The following is a 17,084-nucleotide window of genomic DNA, read 5'->3' as shown; positions in this document are numbered from 1 at the left end:
CCCGTAATTGGCCATGTTAAAAGTTTAACTCCCTCTGACGGAGATGCAAACATCAATTTGCGAGTTTCTCTTTCCATGCTGAGTACTGTTGTCACCTTGGAAAACAGCAAGAGGAAGAGAATAAAGCAAAGCCTGCTTCGCCTGAATAGTATAAATTTTATCATTTTAAAGGGTTTTAATTTATTGTTTTGTAAAATACTTCGGTCGCCCACCTCCATATTGAATGAACTGCGAATGTTTGATTATTATTAAAATACGAGAATTTTTAACCTGACAATTTCTTTTCACTAGATAGATATGGTTGACCTACGGGCATATTTTTGTAAGAACAAGTCTAAGAAGTAAATTCTAGAAATATGATGATACCACTATAAAAATTTATGCAATCGTTGCCGGATATTAGAAAGTGAAAAAAACTTCGAGACATTTCAATTAGTACAGGCGGTTATTTCTGTTTGTTTCTTATTGCTTGTTGTCCATTCTTTTTCAAACTTAGATTGTATATTTAAATGGACGAGCTCGTATCTGCAGAAAAAAGCCCTGGCTTTTTCTACTGTGGTAAGGCGCCCCTGCGGGAGCTTTTTGCATCAGGGTAAATCAAGAGCAATTACTTACTATATCTTCCGCTGAATTTTTCTGATTGCAGTTTCGATTGATTTTTCAGGTTCAATAATATTATACTGGCCCCAGAATTCAGCATCAGCGAAGTTCGACACCTTATCCATCATGATCACATTTTTTCTTAGTTTCTGAGTCGACTTTTGGGGATCATTGTTTTTCTTTTTCCAGTCCGTAACAGCCAGTTCAATTGATGATTGATAAGTGGTATTTAACAGTTTCTTATCCCAATTTACTTTGAAAGTAATGTCACCACGGGAATAGGCAAACAGCCATTTTCCATCTTGTTCCCGATAATTGATCTGGTAGCTGGCTTCGAGGGGATATACCTTAGCTCCGGGGGGCTTCTTTTCAGTAAACATCAAACCTGCCGCCTTTTTGTCCTCAACATTCAGGTTAAATGTGGCACTAATGATTGCCATACTCTCGGTATCGATAAATAATTTACCATAATAAAGTGGAGTAGTGATCTCAGGCTTTTGTTTAAAGGTCAGGACATACACCTTTTTTTCATCGATTTGCGTATTGTTTTCCAAAGAAAAATCATAAACTTTCAGTGCATCATCAGTAAAAATAAAGCTCGGATACTTCATGATATCGAGGAACGTAGTCGTGTAAGGCCCTCCCTGTAATTTGAAAGCCAGCGTGTCTAGTTTAGCGTAGTCTGTATTTTTTCGCCCTTTAAATAGTTCAATTAAATCATCAACATTATTCAGATAAGGTTCCTTTTGGATTTCAACAACTGCTTCTGAAAGCGATAAATATGCCCGGCGTTTTCTGATTGTCTCACGGTAAAACCCGGTCATCACATTTAGGTCGCCCCCATAATTCTGCTCCCTTTTACTCAACACCTGACTGAAAAGTTTATCTGCGTCGTTGGTTGAGACAATGACCTCTCCGAGGGCAACATTAAAGGACTCCAGAAGGATTTGATTTTTTTCAGGCTGCAGTTCCTTAAGACTGATTACCTTATTCCTGTATCCGAGGAAAGAGATCATTAAATCGGCATTTGAATTTTCTTTGGATATTTTAATCGAAAATTCACCTTCGCTATTGCTAACACCGGATATGTTTGTCCTCAAAACCGATATGGTGGCAAAAGCAAGTCCCTTTTTGGTTTTGCTGTCCAGAACAAATCCTTTGTATTGGATAAATGTACTTGTATCCGTCTGGATTGACGCAAATGTGGTAGCGAAAGAATTCCCGGAGTATGTGGCAATGACCAAAAATAGCGTTGAAGCTGTCAGGAATCCTCTGATTATGCTGCGGATCTGTGTTTTCATGCCAAATGATTAAATTGTTTTCCTTGTGTAATTAGAATTATAAATATAAGCAGTGGAATCGGTATATGATATACTGATCCACACCCCCCATTTCTGAATAGGCACATTTCTGATTAAAATGGATCCCAATGAAAACAGGATTTTTGTTTAATTGTAGCATGAATGTGTGCAATGTACTTCTTACAATATATTGCAAAATAAATGATGAGACACCCATAATTTAGATAGCCAGAAAAATAGGGAATATATGACAGAAAATTAACCCTCCTGACTGAAAATGTTACATAAAGTATTGACAACCAAAAAATAAAGGGAATTCTACTGAGAGATAGGTAGCTGATTTTATTTGTAGTATTCCTGATAGAGGGCATCATTCTTGCCGTATCCTTATTCAAAATTATTTCTCCATACTTTTCGAGATTTAGATTGTACCTTTAACGTGACAAACTTCTATCTAGAAAAAATACAGGCTTGTTTCATCTGAACAAATAACTAATAGGATTTTAAGTCCGGCGTTTCTTGTTATGGTTTAAAACTTTGATTTTAATGGCGTGAATTGTTGTAGACCTTAAAAAAATTTTTAAATGATTAAATCCGTAACCTTAAAAGATATTGCAACTGCATTAGGCCTATCTGCCTCTACAGTTTCAAGGGCATTGAGAGATGGTTATGAGATTAGTGAGGAAACCAAGCAAAAGGTTAACGATTACGCTAAGAAAATTAACTATAACTGCAATCTCGTAGCTTTGAGTCTAAAGAATCGTAGGAGCTATTCAATTGGCGTCGTTTTATGTGAAGTCTCGAACAATTTCTTTTCTCAAACAATCAACGGGATAGAGTCGATAGCTTATGAAAAAGGCTATAACGTAATTATTTCGCAAAGTCACGACTCTTATGAAAGGGAGGTTATGAACGTGAACCACTTAGCCAACAGATCCGTGGATGGTTTATTGATTTCGATGGCAGCAGAAACTACAGACTTTTCCCATATAACTGATTTGCATAAAAAAGGCTTGCCAATAGTATTTTTTGACAGGATTATCGATGAAATAGAGACGCATAAAGTGACATCCAATAACTTTCAGGGTTCGTTCCAGGCAACTGAACTTCTCATCAAATCCGGGAAAACCCGAATTGCTCACCTTGCCAATGCGCCCCAATTATCTATAACTAAAGAACGCCTTAGCGGATATAAAGCCGCTCTGGAAAAATACAATATTAAATTTAATCCTGATTATGTAAAACATTGTCATCACGGAGGAAGGCTCCAACACGAAATTGAGGATGTTGTGAAAGCGTTTTTACAAATGGAAAACAAGCCGGATGCGGTGTTTGTTGCCAGTGACCGCTTAAGTATTTGCTTCCTTACAGCAATTAAAAATTTCAATATAGATCCAAGGGACATTGGAATAGCGGGTTTTTCCAATTCTGATGTCATCGATTTAATGCAGCCATCATTTTCTTACGTAAGGCAGCCGGCCTTTGAAATGGGCCAGGTTGCAACACAAATGCTCATAGAATTAATTGAAAGCAAACATCCTGTAACTGAATTTGAAAAAAGGGTACTGGATACCGAGACTTTTTTGAATAATTCTAATGTAATTAATGACCCCCAGATTTTACTCTGAGCTTTATGGTAAAAATCCATACTGGATTATATTTACCAATTTTCGGTTCGCCGAATGCCCTGCTTGTTCCTGCATTAATCCTGCTGATCACCTAAAATTTGCTCCGGCAACGTTTGCATAAATATTCTCATTGATCTTAATGGCTTTTCGTGAAAAACTGTGTATGATTGTTTTTTAATACGCATTTACACCTCGGCCCTCTTTGCAAAAATCTGTCCGGTAATACTTCAAAAACATTACATCAATGGAACAAAAACTAAATACCATTCTATTTCAAAAATGAGCCGAATTATATAGAACTCAATGAACCTCAGTAAAGAAAACTTAAGTAAGTTAATTCAACTTTCAGATGTCAGGGTTCCACCTTTAAACATATTTGAATTGCCGGAAAAGGTCTTGCAATTCGGGACTGGAGTTTTACTTCGTGGCTTACCGGATTATTTCATTGATAAAGCAAACAGGCAAGGTATCTTTAACGGTAGGATTGTTGTCGTTAAGTCTACAACTAAAGGCGGAATATCGGAATTTGAACAGCAGGACTGCCTATATACAATTTGTGTACGGGGTATAACCGATAAAAAAAAAATAGAGGAAAATATTATTTCTTCGTCCATCAGCCGGGTTCTCGATGCACCAAAAGAATGGGGTAAAATCCTGGAATTTGCGGAGAGTCCGGATCTTGAAATTATAATTTCAAACACTACGGAAGTAGGAATCCAATTAATTGAAGACAATATCAATAACTTCCCTCCTATTTCTTTTCCAGGAAAACTACTGGCTGTTCTTTATAGAAGGTTTGAAATTTTTGCAGGCGATAAGAGCAAAGGACTCGTCATTTTACCAACAGAACTTATCCCTGACAATGGTAAGAAATTAAGAGAAATAGTCATTGAACTTGCGCGGCATAATGAACTTGATCAAAATTTTATAAGCTGGCTAACAGAAGCAAATTACTTTTGCAATACACTCGTTGACAGGATTGTTCCGGGCAAACCTAACCATGCTCCTGAAGGGCAGTTTGCACCAGGCGTCGCCTATGAAGATGAGCTGATCATCGTGGCAGAAGTTTACAAATTATGGGCGATTGAAGGTGATGAACATGTAAAGAAGGTGCTTTCTTTTGCTTCTGCTGATCCGGATATTATTATTTCTCCCGACATTGAAATTTACAGAGAGCTAAAGTTGCGCTTGCTTAACGGAACCCACACATTGAGTTGTGGTCTCGCTTTTCTGTCAGGAATTAAAACTGTAAAGGAGGCAATGGATAATGATGCAGTGTCATCCTTTATTTCGAATCTGATGCTGGAAGAAATTTCAGGAGCTATTCCATATCCGGTTCCTGCCAATAAAGCCATTGAATTCAGCAACAATGTACTTGACAGGTTTCGAAATCCCCATATTGAACACTATTGGCAGAGTATCTGTACGAATTACACAGCTAAGATCACAATGAGAGTATTGCCTGTTTTGAAAAGACATTACGAGTTGTTCGGTCATGCGCCGCGCCGTTTAGCTTTCGGATTTGCAGCATATATCCTTTTTATGAGAGTTACCGTGATTGAAAATGGGTCTTATTATGGAGAATTTAATGGAAATAAGTATTTGATTGATGACGATAAAGCACCCTTATTCTATAAATACTGGCAAAACAAAGAAGTTAAAAGCCTTGTAACCCAACTTTTCGATGACCAGGATCTCTGGAAAACAGAGCTTTCAAAATTTCCGGGATTCGCCGACACTGTTATCTTCTATTTAGAAAACATTTTGGAGAATGGAGTGCAGGAATCACTTCGCCGGCTTAATACAAATTATATATCTGCATAAAATGAGGTCGATTATTCTTAAAGTTCATCCAGATGACAATGTTTTAGTTGCTTTAGCAGACCTTAAAAAGGGAGATGTTGTGAGTAATGATGGGGAGTACTATACGCTTTTGGATGACATAAAGGCAAAACATAAATTTGTTTCAGAAGCTATTCCGGAAGGCCGTGACGTGGTTATGTATGGGGTATTAGTTGGAAAAGCACAGGTTTCGCTTCAAAGAGGGAATGTTCTTACGACTTCAAACATTAAACATGCTGCAAATAATTTTATAACCGGCGATAGAAATACCACATGGAATATTCCAAGTGTTTCAGAATTTGAAAACCGAAGTTTTCTTGGATTTCACCGCTCTGATGGCAGCGTTGGAACATCAAATTACTGGTTAGTTATTCCCATGGTCTTCTGTGAAAATAGGAATCTGAAAGTTTTAGAGGAGGCTTTAGCTACACCGCTTGGATATGCGCGAAGAAAAGCTTACCAGGCTCAGGTGTTGAATCTTGTTGAAATGTATAATAATGGGGAAAGTATTGACACTTTGTTGAATGAGCCCCTGTATGTAGAGAACCTTGCACAAAAGCAAGAGCGGGTTTTTCCAAATATTGATGGAATAAGATTTCTAACTCATGATGGTGGCTGCGGTGGAATTCGTCAGGATGCTGAAACTTTATGTGGCCTTCTTGCAGGATACATCACCCACTCCAATGTTGCGGGAGCAACAATACTTAGTTTGGGATGCCAGAATGCTCAGGTTTCTATCTTACAGGCTGAAATATTGAAGAGAAATCCCGATTTTGATAAACCGTTATATATTCTGGAGCAGCAAAAAATTGGATCCGAAGAGGATCTGATTCAATTGGCCATTAAACAAACCTTTGCCGGGCTCGTACAAGCCAATCAGCATACCCGGCAGCCGGCACCTTTAAATAAGCTTTGTATTGGTTTGGAATGTGGGGGTTCTGACGGTTTCTCAGGTATTTCAGCCAATCCGGCGATAGGATATACTTCTGATTTACTTGTCGCCCTGGGAGGTGCTGTAATATTGTCTGAATTTCCTGAACTTTGCGGCGTAGAACAAAATTTGAGCGACCGCTGCGTGAGCTTTGAACAGGCCGAAAGATTTTCATCGCTTATGCGGACCTACAACGAAAGGGCAATAGCTGTTGGTTCCGGTTTTGATATGAATCCATCGCCTGGAAATATTAAGGACGGATTGATTACAGATGCTATAAAATCCGCCGGCGCAGCTAAAAAAGGAGGAACATCACCCGTCGTTGAGGTACTGGATTACCCGGAAAAAGTTCGAATGCAGGGTCTTAATTTGTTATGTACTCCGGGTAACGATGTTGAGTCTACAACCGCGGAAGTTGGTTCGGGGGCGAATATTGTACTTTTTACTACAGGATTGGGCACCCCAACCGGAAATCCAATAGTACCGGTCGTCAAAATTTCTAGCAATACCGCCCTGTTTGAAAAGATGGGAGATATTATGGACATTAATACAGGAACAATTATCGAAGGAGATGAAAGCATTGAGGAGGCAGGTAGAAGAATTCTGGATTATGTAATTAAAGTAGCCAGCGGTGAAATTGAAGTCAAAGCGGTGGAAAACGGTCAGGAAGATTTTATCCCCTGGAAACGTGGAATATCTCTATAAAAGTATTAACAATTAAATTACCCTTAAGATACGCGCGAATGAAAAAGTTTTTAGATGAAAATTTCCTGCTCCAAACCAAAACAGCTCAGCAGCTTTACTACGATTTCGCTAAAGAAATGCCCATTATTGATTATCATTGTCACCTCCCTCCGGATCAGATAGCAGAAGATATTCAATTTGAAAACTTGTCCAGGATCTGGTTATATGGCGATCATTACAAATGGCGCGCAATGCGTGCAAATGGGATAGATGAATCTTATTGCACCGGTAATAAGAGTGACTCTGAAAAATTCCAGAAATGGGCAGAAACCGTTCCGTATGCATTAAGAAATCCATTATATCATTGGACACATCTTGAATTGCAAAGGTATTTTGATATTGAGGATATTTTATCCGGAGATAATGCAATGGATATCTATGAAAAATGTACACATAAATTACAAACGCCCCAATTTTCTGTACGTAATCTTTTAAAGAAAATGAATGTTGTGACCGTTTGCACGACAGATGATCCGATCGATTCACTGGAACATCATCAAAAAATTAAGCAGGATAATTTTGAGATAAAAGTGCTTCCTGCGTTTCGTCCTGATAAAGCTATGAACGCAGACGAACCTGAAGCCCTAAACAATTATATTAACAAACTGGAAGAAGTCAGTGGAATATCTGTAGATAATTATGATGACTATCTGAAGGCACTTAAAAGTCGTCATGATTACTTTGCTGAGAATGGATGTTCCGTTTCGGATCATGGGCTAGAAAAGATTTTTGCTGAAGACTATACCGACCAGGAGATTAGAAATATTTTCAATCTGTTAAGAAATAGAAAAGCAATTTCTGATACTGAAATACTGAAGTTTAAATCGGCTTTACTGTTTGAATTTGCTTTATGGGATCATGAAAAAGGATGGGTTCAGCAATATCACCTCGGAGCTTTGAGAGGTAATAATACCCGGAAGCTAAAAGAGCTTGGCCCTGATACAGGTTGGGATTCAATTGGGGATTACAGCCAGGCAAGGTCACTTTCAAAATTTCTGAATAAACTCGATCAGGAGGATCATCTGGCAAAAACAATTCTTTATAATTTGAACCCAGCGGATAATGAACTAATTGCCAGCATGATTGGTAATTTCAATGATGGATCCGTTGCAGGTAAGATCCAATTCGGTTCCGCATGGTGGTTCCTGGATCAAAAAGATGGGATGGTAAAACAGCTTGATGCCTTATCTAATATGGGTTTGCTAAGCCGTTTTGTAGGAATGATAACCGATTCAAGAAGCTTTTTATCTTATCCCCGACATGAATACTTCAGACGTATATTGTGCAACTTAATTGGTAATGATGTTGAAAATGGAGAACTTCCTAATGATATGAAATGGTTGGGTCAGACAGTTCAGGATATTAGTTTTAATAACGCCAACAAATATTTTAATTTCTGAAAGTAAGCAGTTCTATAATCAGGAAAGTAAAGCTTAAACTTAGAATACAAGTTTAAGCTTTACTTTTTTGCCCAATAATCAATAACAGTAACTTTATCTAAATGGGGTTTTAATATACCCACAAATACTTTGTGTTCTGAATGAACTAAATAATCATCCCTATCTTTCTCATTTTTGAAACTTACAAAAAAGCAATGAGTCAAGCCTTGATTTAGTTTTTCAGGGCTATTATTAGTACCCCATTCAAAATCCTTTATCAAATTGATCTTGCCGGATAAAGCACGAAAAGCATCTTCAACCCTTTTAATATCCTGAGGTTTTGAATTATCCTTAAATTTAAATAACACAACATGTCTCAATAACTTATTTGACATTGTTGTATTTTGCGCATTGACCGGTTCAGTTAACATAACGAGACTTGTAAAGGAGATAAACAGGCAAAAAATTGTTGTTTTCATGTGAATATATTATGTGAGGGGTGGGCAGGTAATCGTCAAGTTTATTTAGATTTTAACACGTAATTTTATTTGCTAATCTATAAGTTATTAACGAACAAATCCACTAAAATTGAAACAATAGGTTTTGATAGTAATCCTTTTTAGGCTATTTGAATTCAATTCCAACAGAATCATTTTCTATCTAGCCTAAAATGTGAAGTATAACCGGCATGAATTATCTAGCCAATGGCACCCGGCTTAATCTTTGAAAATTAAATTTTTATCTTGCAGCAGCATCTCCTAATTAATCATTATGGAACAAAATGCCCAGTTAAAACTAGCTTTTAACTTTGTGCAATATACGAATAGGAACATATTCCTCACCGGTAAAGCTGGTACTGGGAAGACGACCTTTTTGCATAATCTAAAAAAACAATCTCCAAAACGCATGACTGTGGTTGCGCCGACTGGGGTTGCAGCCATTAATGCCGGAGGCGTCACAATAAACTCTTTTTTTCAGCTTCCTTTTGGTCCCTATATCCCCGATAGATCTAATAAAAATGGTCAGCATAAGCGGTTCAATAAAGATAAAATAAACCTTATAAGAAGCCTCGACCTGCTTGTTATAGATGAAATTAGCATGGTCAGAGCCGACACACTGGATCACATAGACGAAGTGTTGAGGCGTTATAGAAACCATGATAAACCGTTCGGTGGCGTTCAGCTTTTGATGATTGGTGATCTTCATCAGCTTTCTCCGGTGGTAAAAGAAGAAGACTGGAATCTTCTGAAAGACTATTATCCAAATATGTTTTTCTTCAGCAGTAGGGCATTAAATAAAACTATGCCCGTCAGTGTAGAATTGAAACATATTTATCGACAAGCCGACGACAAATTTATAGAATTGTTAAATAGCGTCAGGAAAAACGAAATCGACCAGAGTGTATTGAACAAGCTTAATGAACGATACATTCCGGATTTCCACCCACGCGACGACGAAGGTTATATTATTCTTACTACACATAATAAAACAGCCAGTGACATAAATGAGGTAAAACTTACAGAAATCGACAAGCCGGGAAAGGTCTTCACAGCACGTATACAAGATGATTTCCCGGAATATTCCTACCCCACTGTCTCTGAACTGGTTATAAAACAAGGTGCGCAAGTTATGTTTGTAAAAAACGACTCGTCCCGCGAGCGTTTATATTATAATGGCAAAATAGGTGTAGTCACCCATATCAATAATGACACAATATTCGTAAAATGTCCGGGGGAGTATTCGGAAATAGCTGTCAACCCGGTAGAATGGACTAATATAAAATATGCGCTAGATCCCCAAAGCAAAGAAGTTCACGAGAAGATAATCGGCACTTTCACCCAATATCCGCTCAAGCTTGCCTGGGCCATCACCATACATAAAAGCCAGGGTTTAACGTTTGAAAAGGCAATTATAGATGCAAATCTTGCATTTGCGCATGGCCAAGTTTATGTTGCACTAAGTCGTTGTAAGAGTTTTGAAGGAATGGTATTGCGTTCTCCAATAGCATTCAACAGCGTTAAAACGGACGGAACAGTGGCTGAGTATAGTAGAATCGCGAATGATAATCAACCCAATGAGCAAGACCTTAATGAAGCAAAAATTGCGTTTCAACAGGATCTGTTATATGAGCTATTTGATTTCACCGGTATTAAAGGCTACTTCTTTCAATTAAGAAAACTATTTGAAGATCATCATACTATTCTGCACCATGGATTCAATGATTCCCTATCAGAGTTTAGAGCTGCCTTTGAAAAGAACATTTACGATGTAGCTGTCATTTTCAAAAGGCAAATGGGAAGTATGCTTAGCGAAAATTTGCTTCCCGAAGAGAATTTGGTGCTCCAGGACAGAATTAAAAAGGCCTGTAGTTATTTCTATAGTAAAATAACCTCAGATCTAAAAGCTGGTTTGTTGGAGTTGAATACTGATTCTGATAATAAAGCTGTCAAAACTAGTTTAGATGAAATAATAGAAGGCTTGTCAAAAGAGGCAAACGTGAAGCTAGCTTTGATGAAACTTTGCTCCGGCGGCTTTTTAACTTCTTCTTACCTCAGAACAAAAGCTGATGCGGAGATTGACCAATCCGGCTCCAGGATAAACAAAGTGGCAAAGTCATCAGTATCCAGAGACATTGCTCATCCGGACTTGTATAATTCGCTCAGAGCTTGGAGAGATGAACTTGCAACAGAAAAAGATGCTCCGGTGTATTTGATCCTCGCTCAGAAATCGATCCTCGAGCTCGTAAAAATCCTTCCATCTACACTGCAAGAGCTGGAAACTATAAATGGAATTGGTAAAATGAAGGTTAAGCAATTTGGAGCGGAAATTTTGGAAATTATCGATTCATATTGCAGGGAAAAAGATGTTGAGCGTGGCAAAATCGAAATCTCTGTTAAACAAACCCGTGCAAAGACAGATACAAGACAGGTTTCGCTTGATCTATTCAGATCCGGGAAAACCATATCAGAAATTGCTGCCGAGCGCGGCCTAACGACTGGTACAATAGAATCACATCTGGGCAATTTTATCATTACCGGCAATGTTTCAGTCTTTGATATAGTCTCAAAAATTAAAGTTGCAAGAATTATGGCTCATCTGGTTCAGAATCCTGGCAAATCAACTACAGAAACTAAAAACGGCCTTGGAGAGAGTATTTCATACGCCGAATTGAAAGCCGTGATGAACCATCTCCTGTATATCCATAGTCAGACATCTTAGGGTAATAGCTCGGAGACGTTATTTCTACGATTCTTTTTCCAATCTGGTGCAACTAAAGCGTTTTATAAAGCGTCATAGTGTTATACACGATCCAAAATTTTTTATCGCAAAACTTATATGTTATGAAAAAGAGAACCTTCACCCTCATCTTTGTTTTTCTTATTGCCGCCGTGATGCCTGAAGCAAGAAGTGAAACATCAACCAGTATAATTTCTACAAGCGTTATTAATCTGGTATTTGGCAAAAGTATAAGTAACAGCTCAGCCCGAAGCAAGCAGGTAAAAAAAAGAAAGATCAAAAAAGTTGTCAGGAAAGTTGCACGCGTATACCGTAAAGGGAAAACTGATCGAACCAGTATAAAGAAATCACGAAAGATTCAACGTCAGGCCCGAAGGATAATTAATGTTTTTTAAAAAGAAATACGCACAAATTAAATTGTGTGCATTTCTTTTATAACCTCTCGACTACTATTTTGCAGTCCAGGTATTATTAGCAGAATTAGAATCCGGCATAACTTTGTCGGGATCAGAAATCACATTCTTAATCTCCTCGTTTGAGGGGTAAAAAAATGTAAATCTTAAGTTCCGCTGCCATACTTCCACAGGCAGATTAATTCGGCTGATCTTGCCGCTTTTAGTTTCGATTTGAAGGATTGTAGGCATCGCCATTTTCTCGAGATTGTCCAGAGTGATATAAGCCCCCTGTTTCGGATCATTTTTAACGTAAGAAACACCGGCAACGGCCTGATCCAGTTTCCAGTTATTTAGAAACCACCCCCGCCAAAACCAGGCTAGATTTTCACCGGTTACATTTTCTATTGTCCTGAAGAAATCGTTAGGAGTAGGATGTTTATACGCCCAACGTCTGATATATTCTTTAAATGCCCGGTCGAAACGCTCCCGTCCGACAACTTGCTCGCGAAGTAGTGTTAAACCGGCGGCTGGCTTGTAATATGCAAGGTACCCGATACTTGATTCTTTCATATTATCGGGACTACTCATCACCGGCTCAAAAGTAGAATTGGTTAGCAATTTCCCATACGTATGCCAATCATAGGGTTTCGGCCTATATTCCCCATTGTTAAAATCTTCACTCGCAAGCGAGTTGATGAATGTATTGAAACCCTCATCCATCCAGGCATGGACACGTTCATTCGAACCCACTATCATTGGAAACCAGGTATGACCAAATTCATGGTCAGTCACCCCCCATAGTCCGTCATTTTTTGCAGTCGCACCGCAAAAAACAATTCCGGGATATTCCATTCCACCCACATTTGATGCAACGTTGGTGGCAGAAGGATAAGGGAATTCCAGCCATTTCTTAGAGTTAAACTCATTTGAAGCTTTTGAATATTCTGTAGAGCGACCCCATGCATCAGGCCCATCGCTTTCTACAGGGTATGCAGAAATAGCCATAGACTTCTTCCCACTTGGAAGATTCATTCTGGCGGCATCAATAATAAAAGCTGCGGAGGAAGCGAATGCTGCATCTCGAGCATTTTTTAGTGAAAATCTCCAGGTTAATTCTTCTTTTCCTAAGGGTCTTGAACGTGGGTCTGTGACTTCATTTGCTGATCTTATTATCACAGTCTTGTCACTTTGAGCAGCTGCAAGCCATCGTTTTTGTTGTTCGGCAGTATAAACATCTTTCGGATTCATTAATTCACCGGAACTTACCACCACATGGTTCGCCGGAACTGTTACGCTTATATCGTAATCACCATAATCCAGGTAAAATTCGCTAGGACCATTGTAAGGAATCGTATTCCATCCAGATACATCATCATAAACACACATTCTCGGATAGAACTGAGCGACTGAGAATATTTTACCGTTTTTAGTATCCAGAATCCCCATACGATCAGATCCGTATTGAGGCGAAATAAAAGAATACTCTACCTTAAGCTGAAGTTTTCCTCCCAAACCTGTCAGCTCTGAAGGAAGGTAGACCTGCATAAGTGTACCCACAATAAAATATTCAGGATCCTTTTCAACTGATTTTCCGCCCTGAGTCTCCAGGATCTTGATTGATTTTATTTTATAGCCCCCATCAAATTTTTGACCGCGAGAACCGCTGCGGCTCCCTGCAGGTGGAACAAGGGCATTGCCTCTTGAGTCTTCCTTGAATAAGTTCTGATCAAGCTGCATCCAGATAAACGCCATTTTATCCGGGCTGTTATTAGTATATGTGATGATCTCGGTTCCAGAAATCTCATTTGCTTGTTCATTGAGCCGCACCGATAACTTGTAATCTGCGCGGTTTTGCCAGTATCCTGGTCCGGGCTGCCCGCTGGCTGATCTAATATCATTCCCATTTTGGGTGTAAAAAATAGGTCCAAAAGCATCATGATAGTCGTAATTTGTTGCCGGTTGCGTAACAACGCCCTGGCCCGTAGCCACCGTTTGCTGTGAAATCGCATCGGATATTCCGCTGAACAACAGCAACGTCAGTATAAAAATTTTCAATCTGCCCATCTAGTATATTTTAAAGACACAAAATAAAGAATTAATTATGACATCGCAGATTCGAAATGATCTACGATATGCCAAACAACTTTTTGTAAGCAGCTTCGTCAAAACCAAGCAGTATACCTTTTTCAGTTTCAATAATTGGCCTCTTAATGACGCTCGTCTTTTCCTGCATAAGTCTGAAAGCCTCAGATTTGGAACTTACCAATACTTGTCTTTCTGGCTCGAGTTGCTTCCAGGTAGTTCCTCGTTTATTAATAAGAGTTTCCCAGCCCAATTGCGAACTCCAAACTTCAAGCTTTGTTTCGCTAATGCCTAGCTTTTTAAAGTCGTGAAATTCATATTCAATATGATTTTCGCCTAGCCAATCAAAAGCTTTTTTCACTGTATTGCAATTCTTAATTCCGTATACCTTCATGAAAATAAATATATAGTTACTCAGGCTGGGAATTCTACTTATTAAACCTGGTCATTGTAAGTTCTGGCCCTACGGTAATAAAGCTTTTTATCATTTCAATAGACCTGTCGATTAACGCAGGCAGATCGGACTGTTCATCATCGTCAAAACCGCTTAAAACATAATCTACCTGCCGGCCTTTTTGGAAATTATCCCCTACCCCGAACCGAAGTCTGGCATAGTCAGAATGGCCCAGCGCAATTTCTATGCTCTTTAGGCCATTATGTCCTCCTGCGCTTCCTTTCGGCTTAAGTCTTAGAGTACCTAAGGGAAGTGCAATCTCATCAACAAGTACCAAAACGTTTTCCACCGGAATTTTTAAATCCTGCATCCAATAATTAAGGGCTTTTCCGCTCAGATTCATAAAAGTTGTGGGTTTGATCAAATGAACTTTTCTTCCCTTATGGCTGAATTCAGTATAATATGCCAATCTCATATTAAAGAATGAAGAATGCTCCTGTTTTGCTAGTTCATCAGCAATCATAAATCCGATATTATGACGTGTGTCAGAATATTCAGGGCCAATATTTCCTAATCCAATAATGAGATATTTCATATAATTTCAAATATGAAGAAATTTTGCGCTTTTGTTTGTATCAAAAAAAAAGCCCCGGATGACCGGGACTTTGAATAACCTACTAAGCTACAATTACTTCTTAGCCTCGGTTTCAGCTTGTTTCAACGCACGTGACATCGTTACAGAAACTATAGTATCTTCAGCATTATTGGTCACCTTGAATTTATCAAACTTCAATTCACCTACTCCTACTGATTTACCAACGTCAAGTTTTTCGATGCTTACCTCGACATACTGCGGCATGTCTTTCGGCAAAGCCTTAACACGCAGTTTACGAAGTTTCTGCACTAATTTACCACCGGTTTTTACCCCTGGTGAAGTTCCGGTAAGTTTTACAGGGATCTGCATAACAACCGGTTTCTTTTCATCAAGTTCCAAAAAGTCCACATGAAGTGGCTGATCAGTTAAAGGATGAAAATGTACATCCTGGATAATAGCCTGGGCTTTCACACCATCTACTTCCAGCGCAACGAATGAAACTTCTGGGGTATACACCAAACTTTTCAAATCAGATGCAGACACAGAAAAGTGGATTTGGCTTTTTCCACCATAAAGAACTGCGGGCACTTTACCTTCGTAACGCAGCTCTTTAGCGTCTCTTTTCCCTACGTTCTCTCTTGGAGAACCGCTAATAGCAATTGACTTCATTTTTATATTTATTATTTGTTTATAGTTGCCTGTTGCCAGGATATTTTATTAGTTGTCTGTTGCCAGGCTAACGTGAAACCGATATTGTATTATTTGTACTATTTTGTCTTGATTCTTGGTTCTTTGTTCTTTGTTCTTTAATCTATATTAAACAGCGCGCTCATAGACCCATGTTCATTAACATTCGCGATTGCCCTGCTAAAAAGATCTGCAGTCGAAAGCACCTTAATCTTCGGACTTGATTTTCTTGCTGCAATTGTGTCGGTAACTATCATTTCAGCTAATGCGGATTTTTCTATCGTCTTATATGCATCACCCGATAAAACGGGATGTGTACAAACTGCTCTTACACTATTAGCACCATTTTCCATAATCAGCCCGGCAGCTTTCGCTAATGTCCTGGCTGTATCGCAAATATCGTCGATCAGAACCACGTCTCTTCCAGACACATCCCCAATGATCGACATTGATTCTATTTCGTTAGCGCGTTTTCTCTGTTTATCACAGATCACAACCTCGGCGTTGAAATATTTTGCAAAGGTCCTTGCCCTGTATGATCCTCCCATATCAGGCGAGGCAATAGTCAAATTTGGCAAATCGAGGCTTTTGATATGGGGAACAAAGATTACAGAGGCATCTAAATGATCCACGGGAATATCGAAAAAACCTTGTATCTGAGCTGCATGCAGATCCATTGTCATTATTCTGTGTGCCCCGGCAGCCGTTATCAGATTAGCCATAAGTTTTGCTCCTATAGCAACCCTTGGCTTATCTTTCCTATCCTGTCTTGCTAAGCCGAAGTATGGAACAACCACAGTTATATAGTGTGCGGAAGCTCTTTTTGCTGCGTCGGTCATCAGTAACAACTCAACAAGGTTATCGTTAGGCTGATTTGTAGACTGGATAAGGAAAACATCGCAGCCGCGTACAGATTCGTTAAAATGTGGCTGGAATTCACCATCACTAAACCTTGAAAGAACTACATCACCTAAACTTTTGCCATAAGCTGCTGCAATTTTAGTAGCAAGGTCAAGGGTGCCTGAACCGGCAAATAACTTGATCGGATTAAAGGATAAAGGCATTTTTTGTTTCGGATATCGACGATTAAAAACAGATATTCAAGATGTCTGGCCTGTTATGACCCTATTATTAATTCCGAAACTCGAAATTTGGTTGCCCGACCAGGATTCGAACCTAGACAAACTGCACCAAAAACAGTTGTACTACCATTATACTATCGGGCAATCAAAATCAAAAAGAAGGTCTTTTTGAAATGGAATGCAAATA

The 17,084-nt window shown here is 38.8% G+C and carries 13 protein-coding genes and 1 tRNA gene; 6 read left to right on the top strand and 8 right to left on the bottom strand.

Annotated elements, in window-relative coordinates:
- Positions 1-614: 614 nt before the first annotated feature.
- Positions 615-1,901 carry a carboxypeptidase-like regulatory domain-containing protein gene (locus ACLL8Z_RS14750; RefSeq protein ID WP_411275559.1) on the bottom strand — a complete coding sequence of 429 codons (1,287 nt, stop codon included), beginning with the start codon at positions 1,899-1,901 and terminating at the stop codon, positions 615-617.
- Between the two features lie 584 nt (positions 1,902-2,485).
- On the opposite strand from ACLL8Z_RS14750, the gene ACLL8Z_RS14745 reads away from it, so the two are divergent.
- The 4 genes from ACLL8Z_RS14745 (at position 2,486) to uxaC (ending at position 8,446) form a co-directional block, all read left to right on the top strand.
- The gene (locus tag ACLL8Z_RS14745; RefSeq protein ID WP_411275558.1) at positions 2,486-3,529 is read left to right on the top strand and encodes a LacI family DNA-binding transcriptional regulator; all 1,044 of its coding nucleotides are present in this window, start codon (positions 2,486-2,488) and stop codon (positions 3,527-3,529) included.
- Between the two features lie 303 nt (positions 3,530-3,832).
- Positions 3,833-5,353, top strand: a complete 1,521-nt coding sequence (locus tag ACLL8Z_RS14740; RefSeq protein ID WP_411275557.1) for a tagaturonate reductase — start codon at positions 3,833-3,835, stop codon at positions 5,351-5,353.
- Between the two features lies 1 nt (position 5,354).
- Positions 5,355-7,007, top strand: a complete 1,653-nt coding sequence (locus ACLL8Z_RS14735; protein ID WP_411275556.1) for a UxaA family hydrolase — start codon at positions 5,355-5,357, stop codon at positions 7,005-7,007.
- A 38-nt stretch (positions 7,008-7,045) separates the two neighbouring features.
- Positions 7,046-8,446 (top strand): glucuronate isomerase, encoded by a 1,401-nt coding sequence (gene uxaC, locus ACLL8Z_RS14730; RefSeq protein ID WP_411275555.1) that lies wholly within the window; start codon positions 7,046-7,048, stop codon positions 8,444-8,446.
- Positions 8,447-8,505: 59 nt separating this feature from the next.
- Here uxaC and ACLL8Z_RS14725 read toward each other — a convergent pair whose 3' ends face one another.
- On the bottom strand, positions 8,506-8,904 hold the full coding sequence (locus ACLL8Z_RS14725; RefSeq protein WP_411275554.1) for a Dabb family protein: 399 nt from the start codon (positions 8,902-8,904) through the stop codon (positions 8,506-8,508).
- Between the two features lie 292 nt (positions 8,905-9,196).
- Between ACLL8Z_RS14725 and ACLL8Z_RS14720 the strand changes: the two genes are divergently transcribed.
- Together ACLL8Z_RS14720 and ACLL8Z_RS14715 are read left to right on the top strand one after the other, a co-directional pair.
- A complete protein-coding gene (locus tag ACLL8Z_RS14720; protein WP_411275553.1) occupies positions 9,197-11,644 on the top strand; it encodes an HRDC domain-containing protein in 2,448 nt (815 codons plus the stop codon).
- Positions 11,645-11,766: 122 nt separating this feature from the next.
- Positions 11,767-12,057: a hypothetical protein gene (locus ACLL8Z_RS14715; RefSeq protein WP_411275552.1), complete on the top strand. Its 291-nt coding sequence runs from the start codon at positions 11,767-11,769 to the stop codon at positions 12,055-12,057.
- Positions 12,058-12,111: 54 nt separating this feature from the next.
- Here the strand turns inward: ACLL8Z_RS14715 and ACLL8Z_RS14710 are convergent, their stop codons facing one another.
- The 6 genes from ACLL8Z_RS14710 to ACLL8Z_RS14685 all read right to left on the bottom strand — a co-directional run bounded on the left by ACLL8Z_RS14710 (position 12,112) and on the right by ACLL8Z_RS14685 (position 17,041).
- A complete protein-coding gene (locus ACLL8Z_RS14710) occupies positions 12,112-14,121 on the bottom strand; it encodes a M1 family metallopeptidase (protein ID WP_411275551.1) in 2,010 nt (669 codons plus the stop codon).
- A gap of 61 nt (positions 14,122-14,182) precedes the next feature.
- The gene (locus ACLL8Z_RS14705) at positions 14,183-14,533 is read right to left on the bottom strand and encodes an ArsC family reductase (protein WP_411275550.1); all 351 of its coding nucleotides are present in this window, start codon (positions 14,531-14,533) and stop codon (positions 14,183-14,185) included.
- 34 nt (positions 14,534-14,567) lie between these two features.
- Positions 14,568-15,128: an aminoacyl-tRNA hydrolase gene (gene pth, locus ACLL8Z_RS14700; protein WP_411275549.1), complete on the bottom strand. Its 561-nt coding sequence runs from the start codon at positions 15,126-15,128 to the stop codon at positions 14,568-14,570.
- Between the two features lie 93 nt (positions 15,129-15,221).
- Entirely contained in the window at positions 15,222-15,797 is a 576-nt protein-coding gene (locus ACLL8Z_RS14695) for a 50S ribosomal protein L25/general stress protein Ctc (RefSeq protein WP_411275548.1), read from the bottom strand.
- A 137-nt stretch (positions 15,798-15,934) separates the two neighbouring features.
- Positions 15,935-16,879, bottom strand: coding sequence for a ribose-phosphate pyrophosphokinase (locus tag ACLL8Z_RS14690; RefSeq protein WP_411275547.1), 945 nt, complete (start codon positions 16,877-16,879; stop codon positions 15,935-15,937).
- Positions 16,880-16,967: 88 nt separating this feature from the next.
- Positions 16,968-17,041: transfer RNA gene (locus tag ACLL8Z_RS14685), tRNA-Gln, on the bottom strand.
- Between the last annotated feature and the right edge of the window lie 43 nt (positions 17,042-17,084).

Source organism: Daejeonella sp. (assembly GCF_046590655.1).
GTDB lineage: Bacteria > Bacteroidota > Bacteroidia > Sphingobacteriales > Sphingobacteriaceae > Daejeonella.
This window is presented reverse-complemented; position numbering and strand designations above follow the sequence as displayed.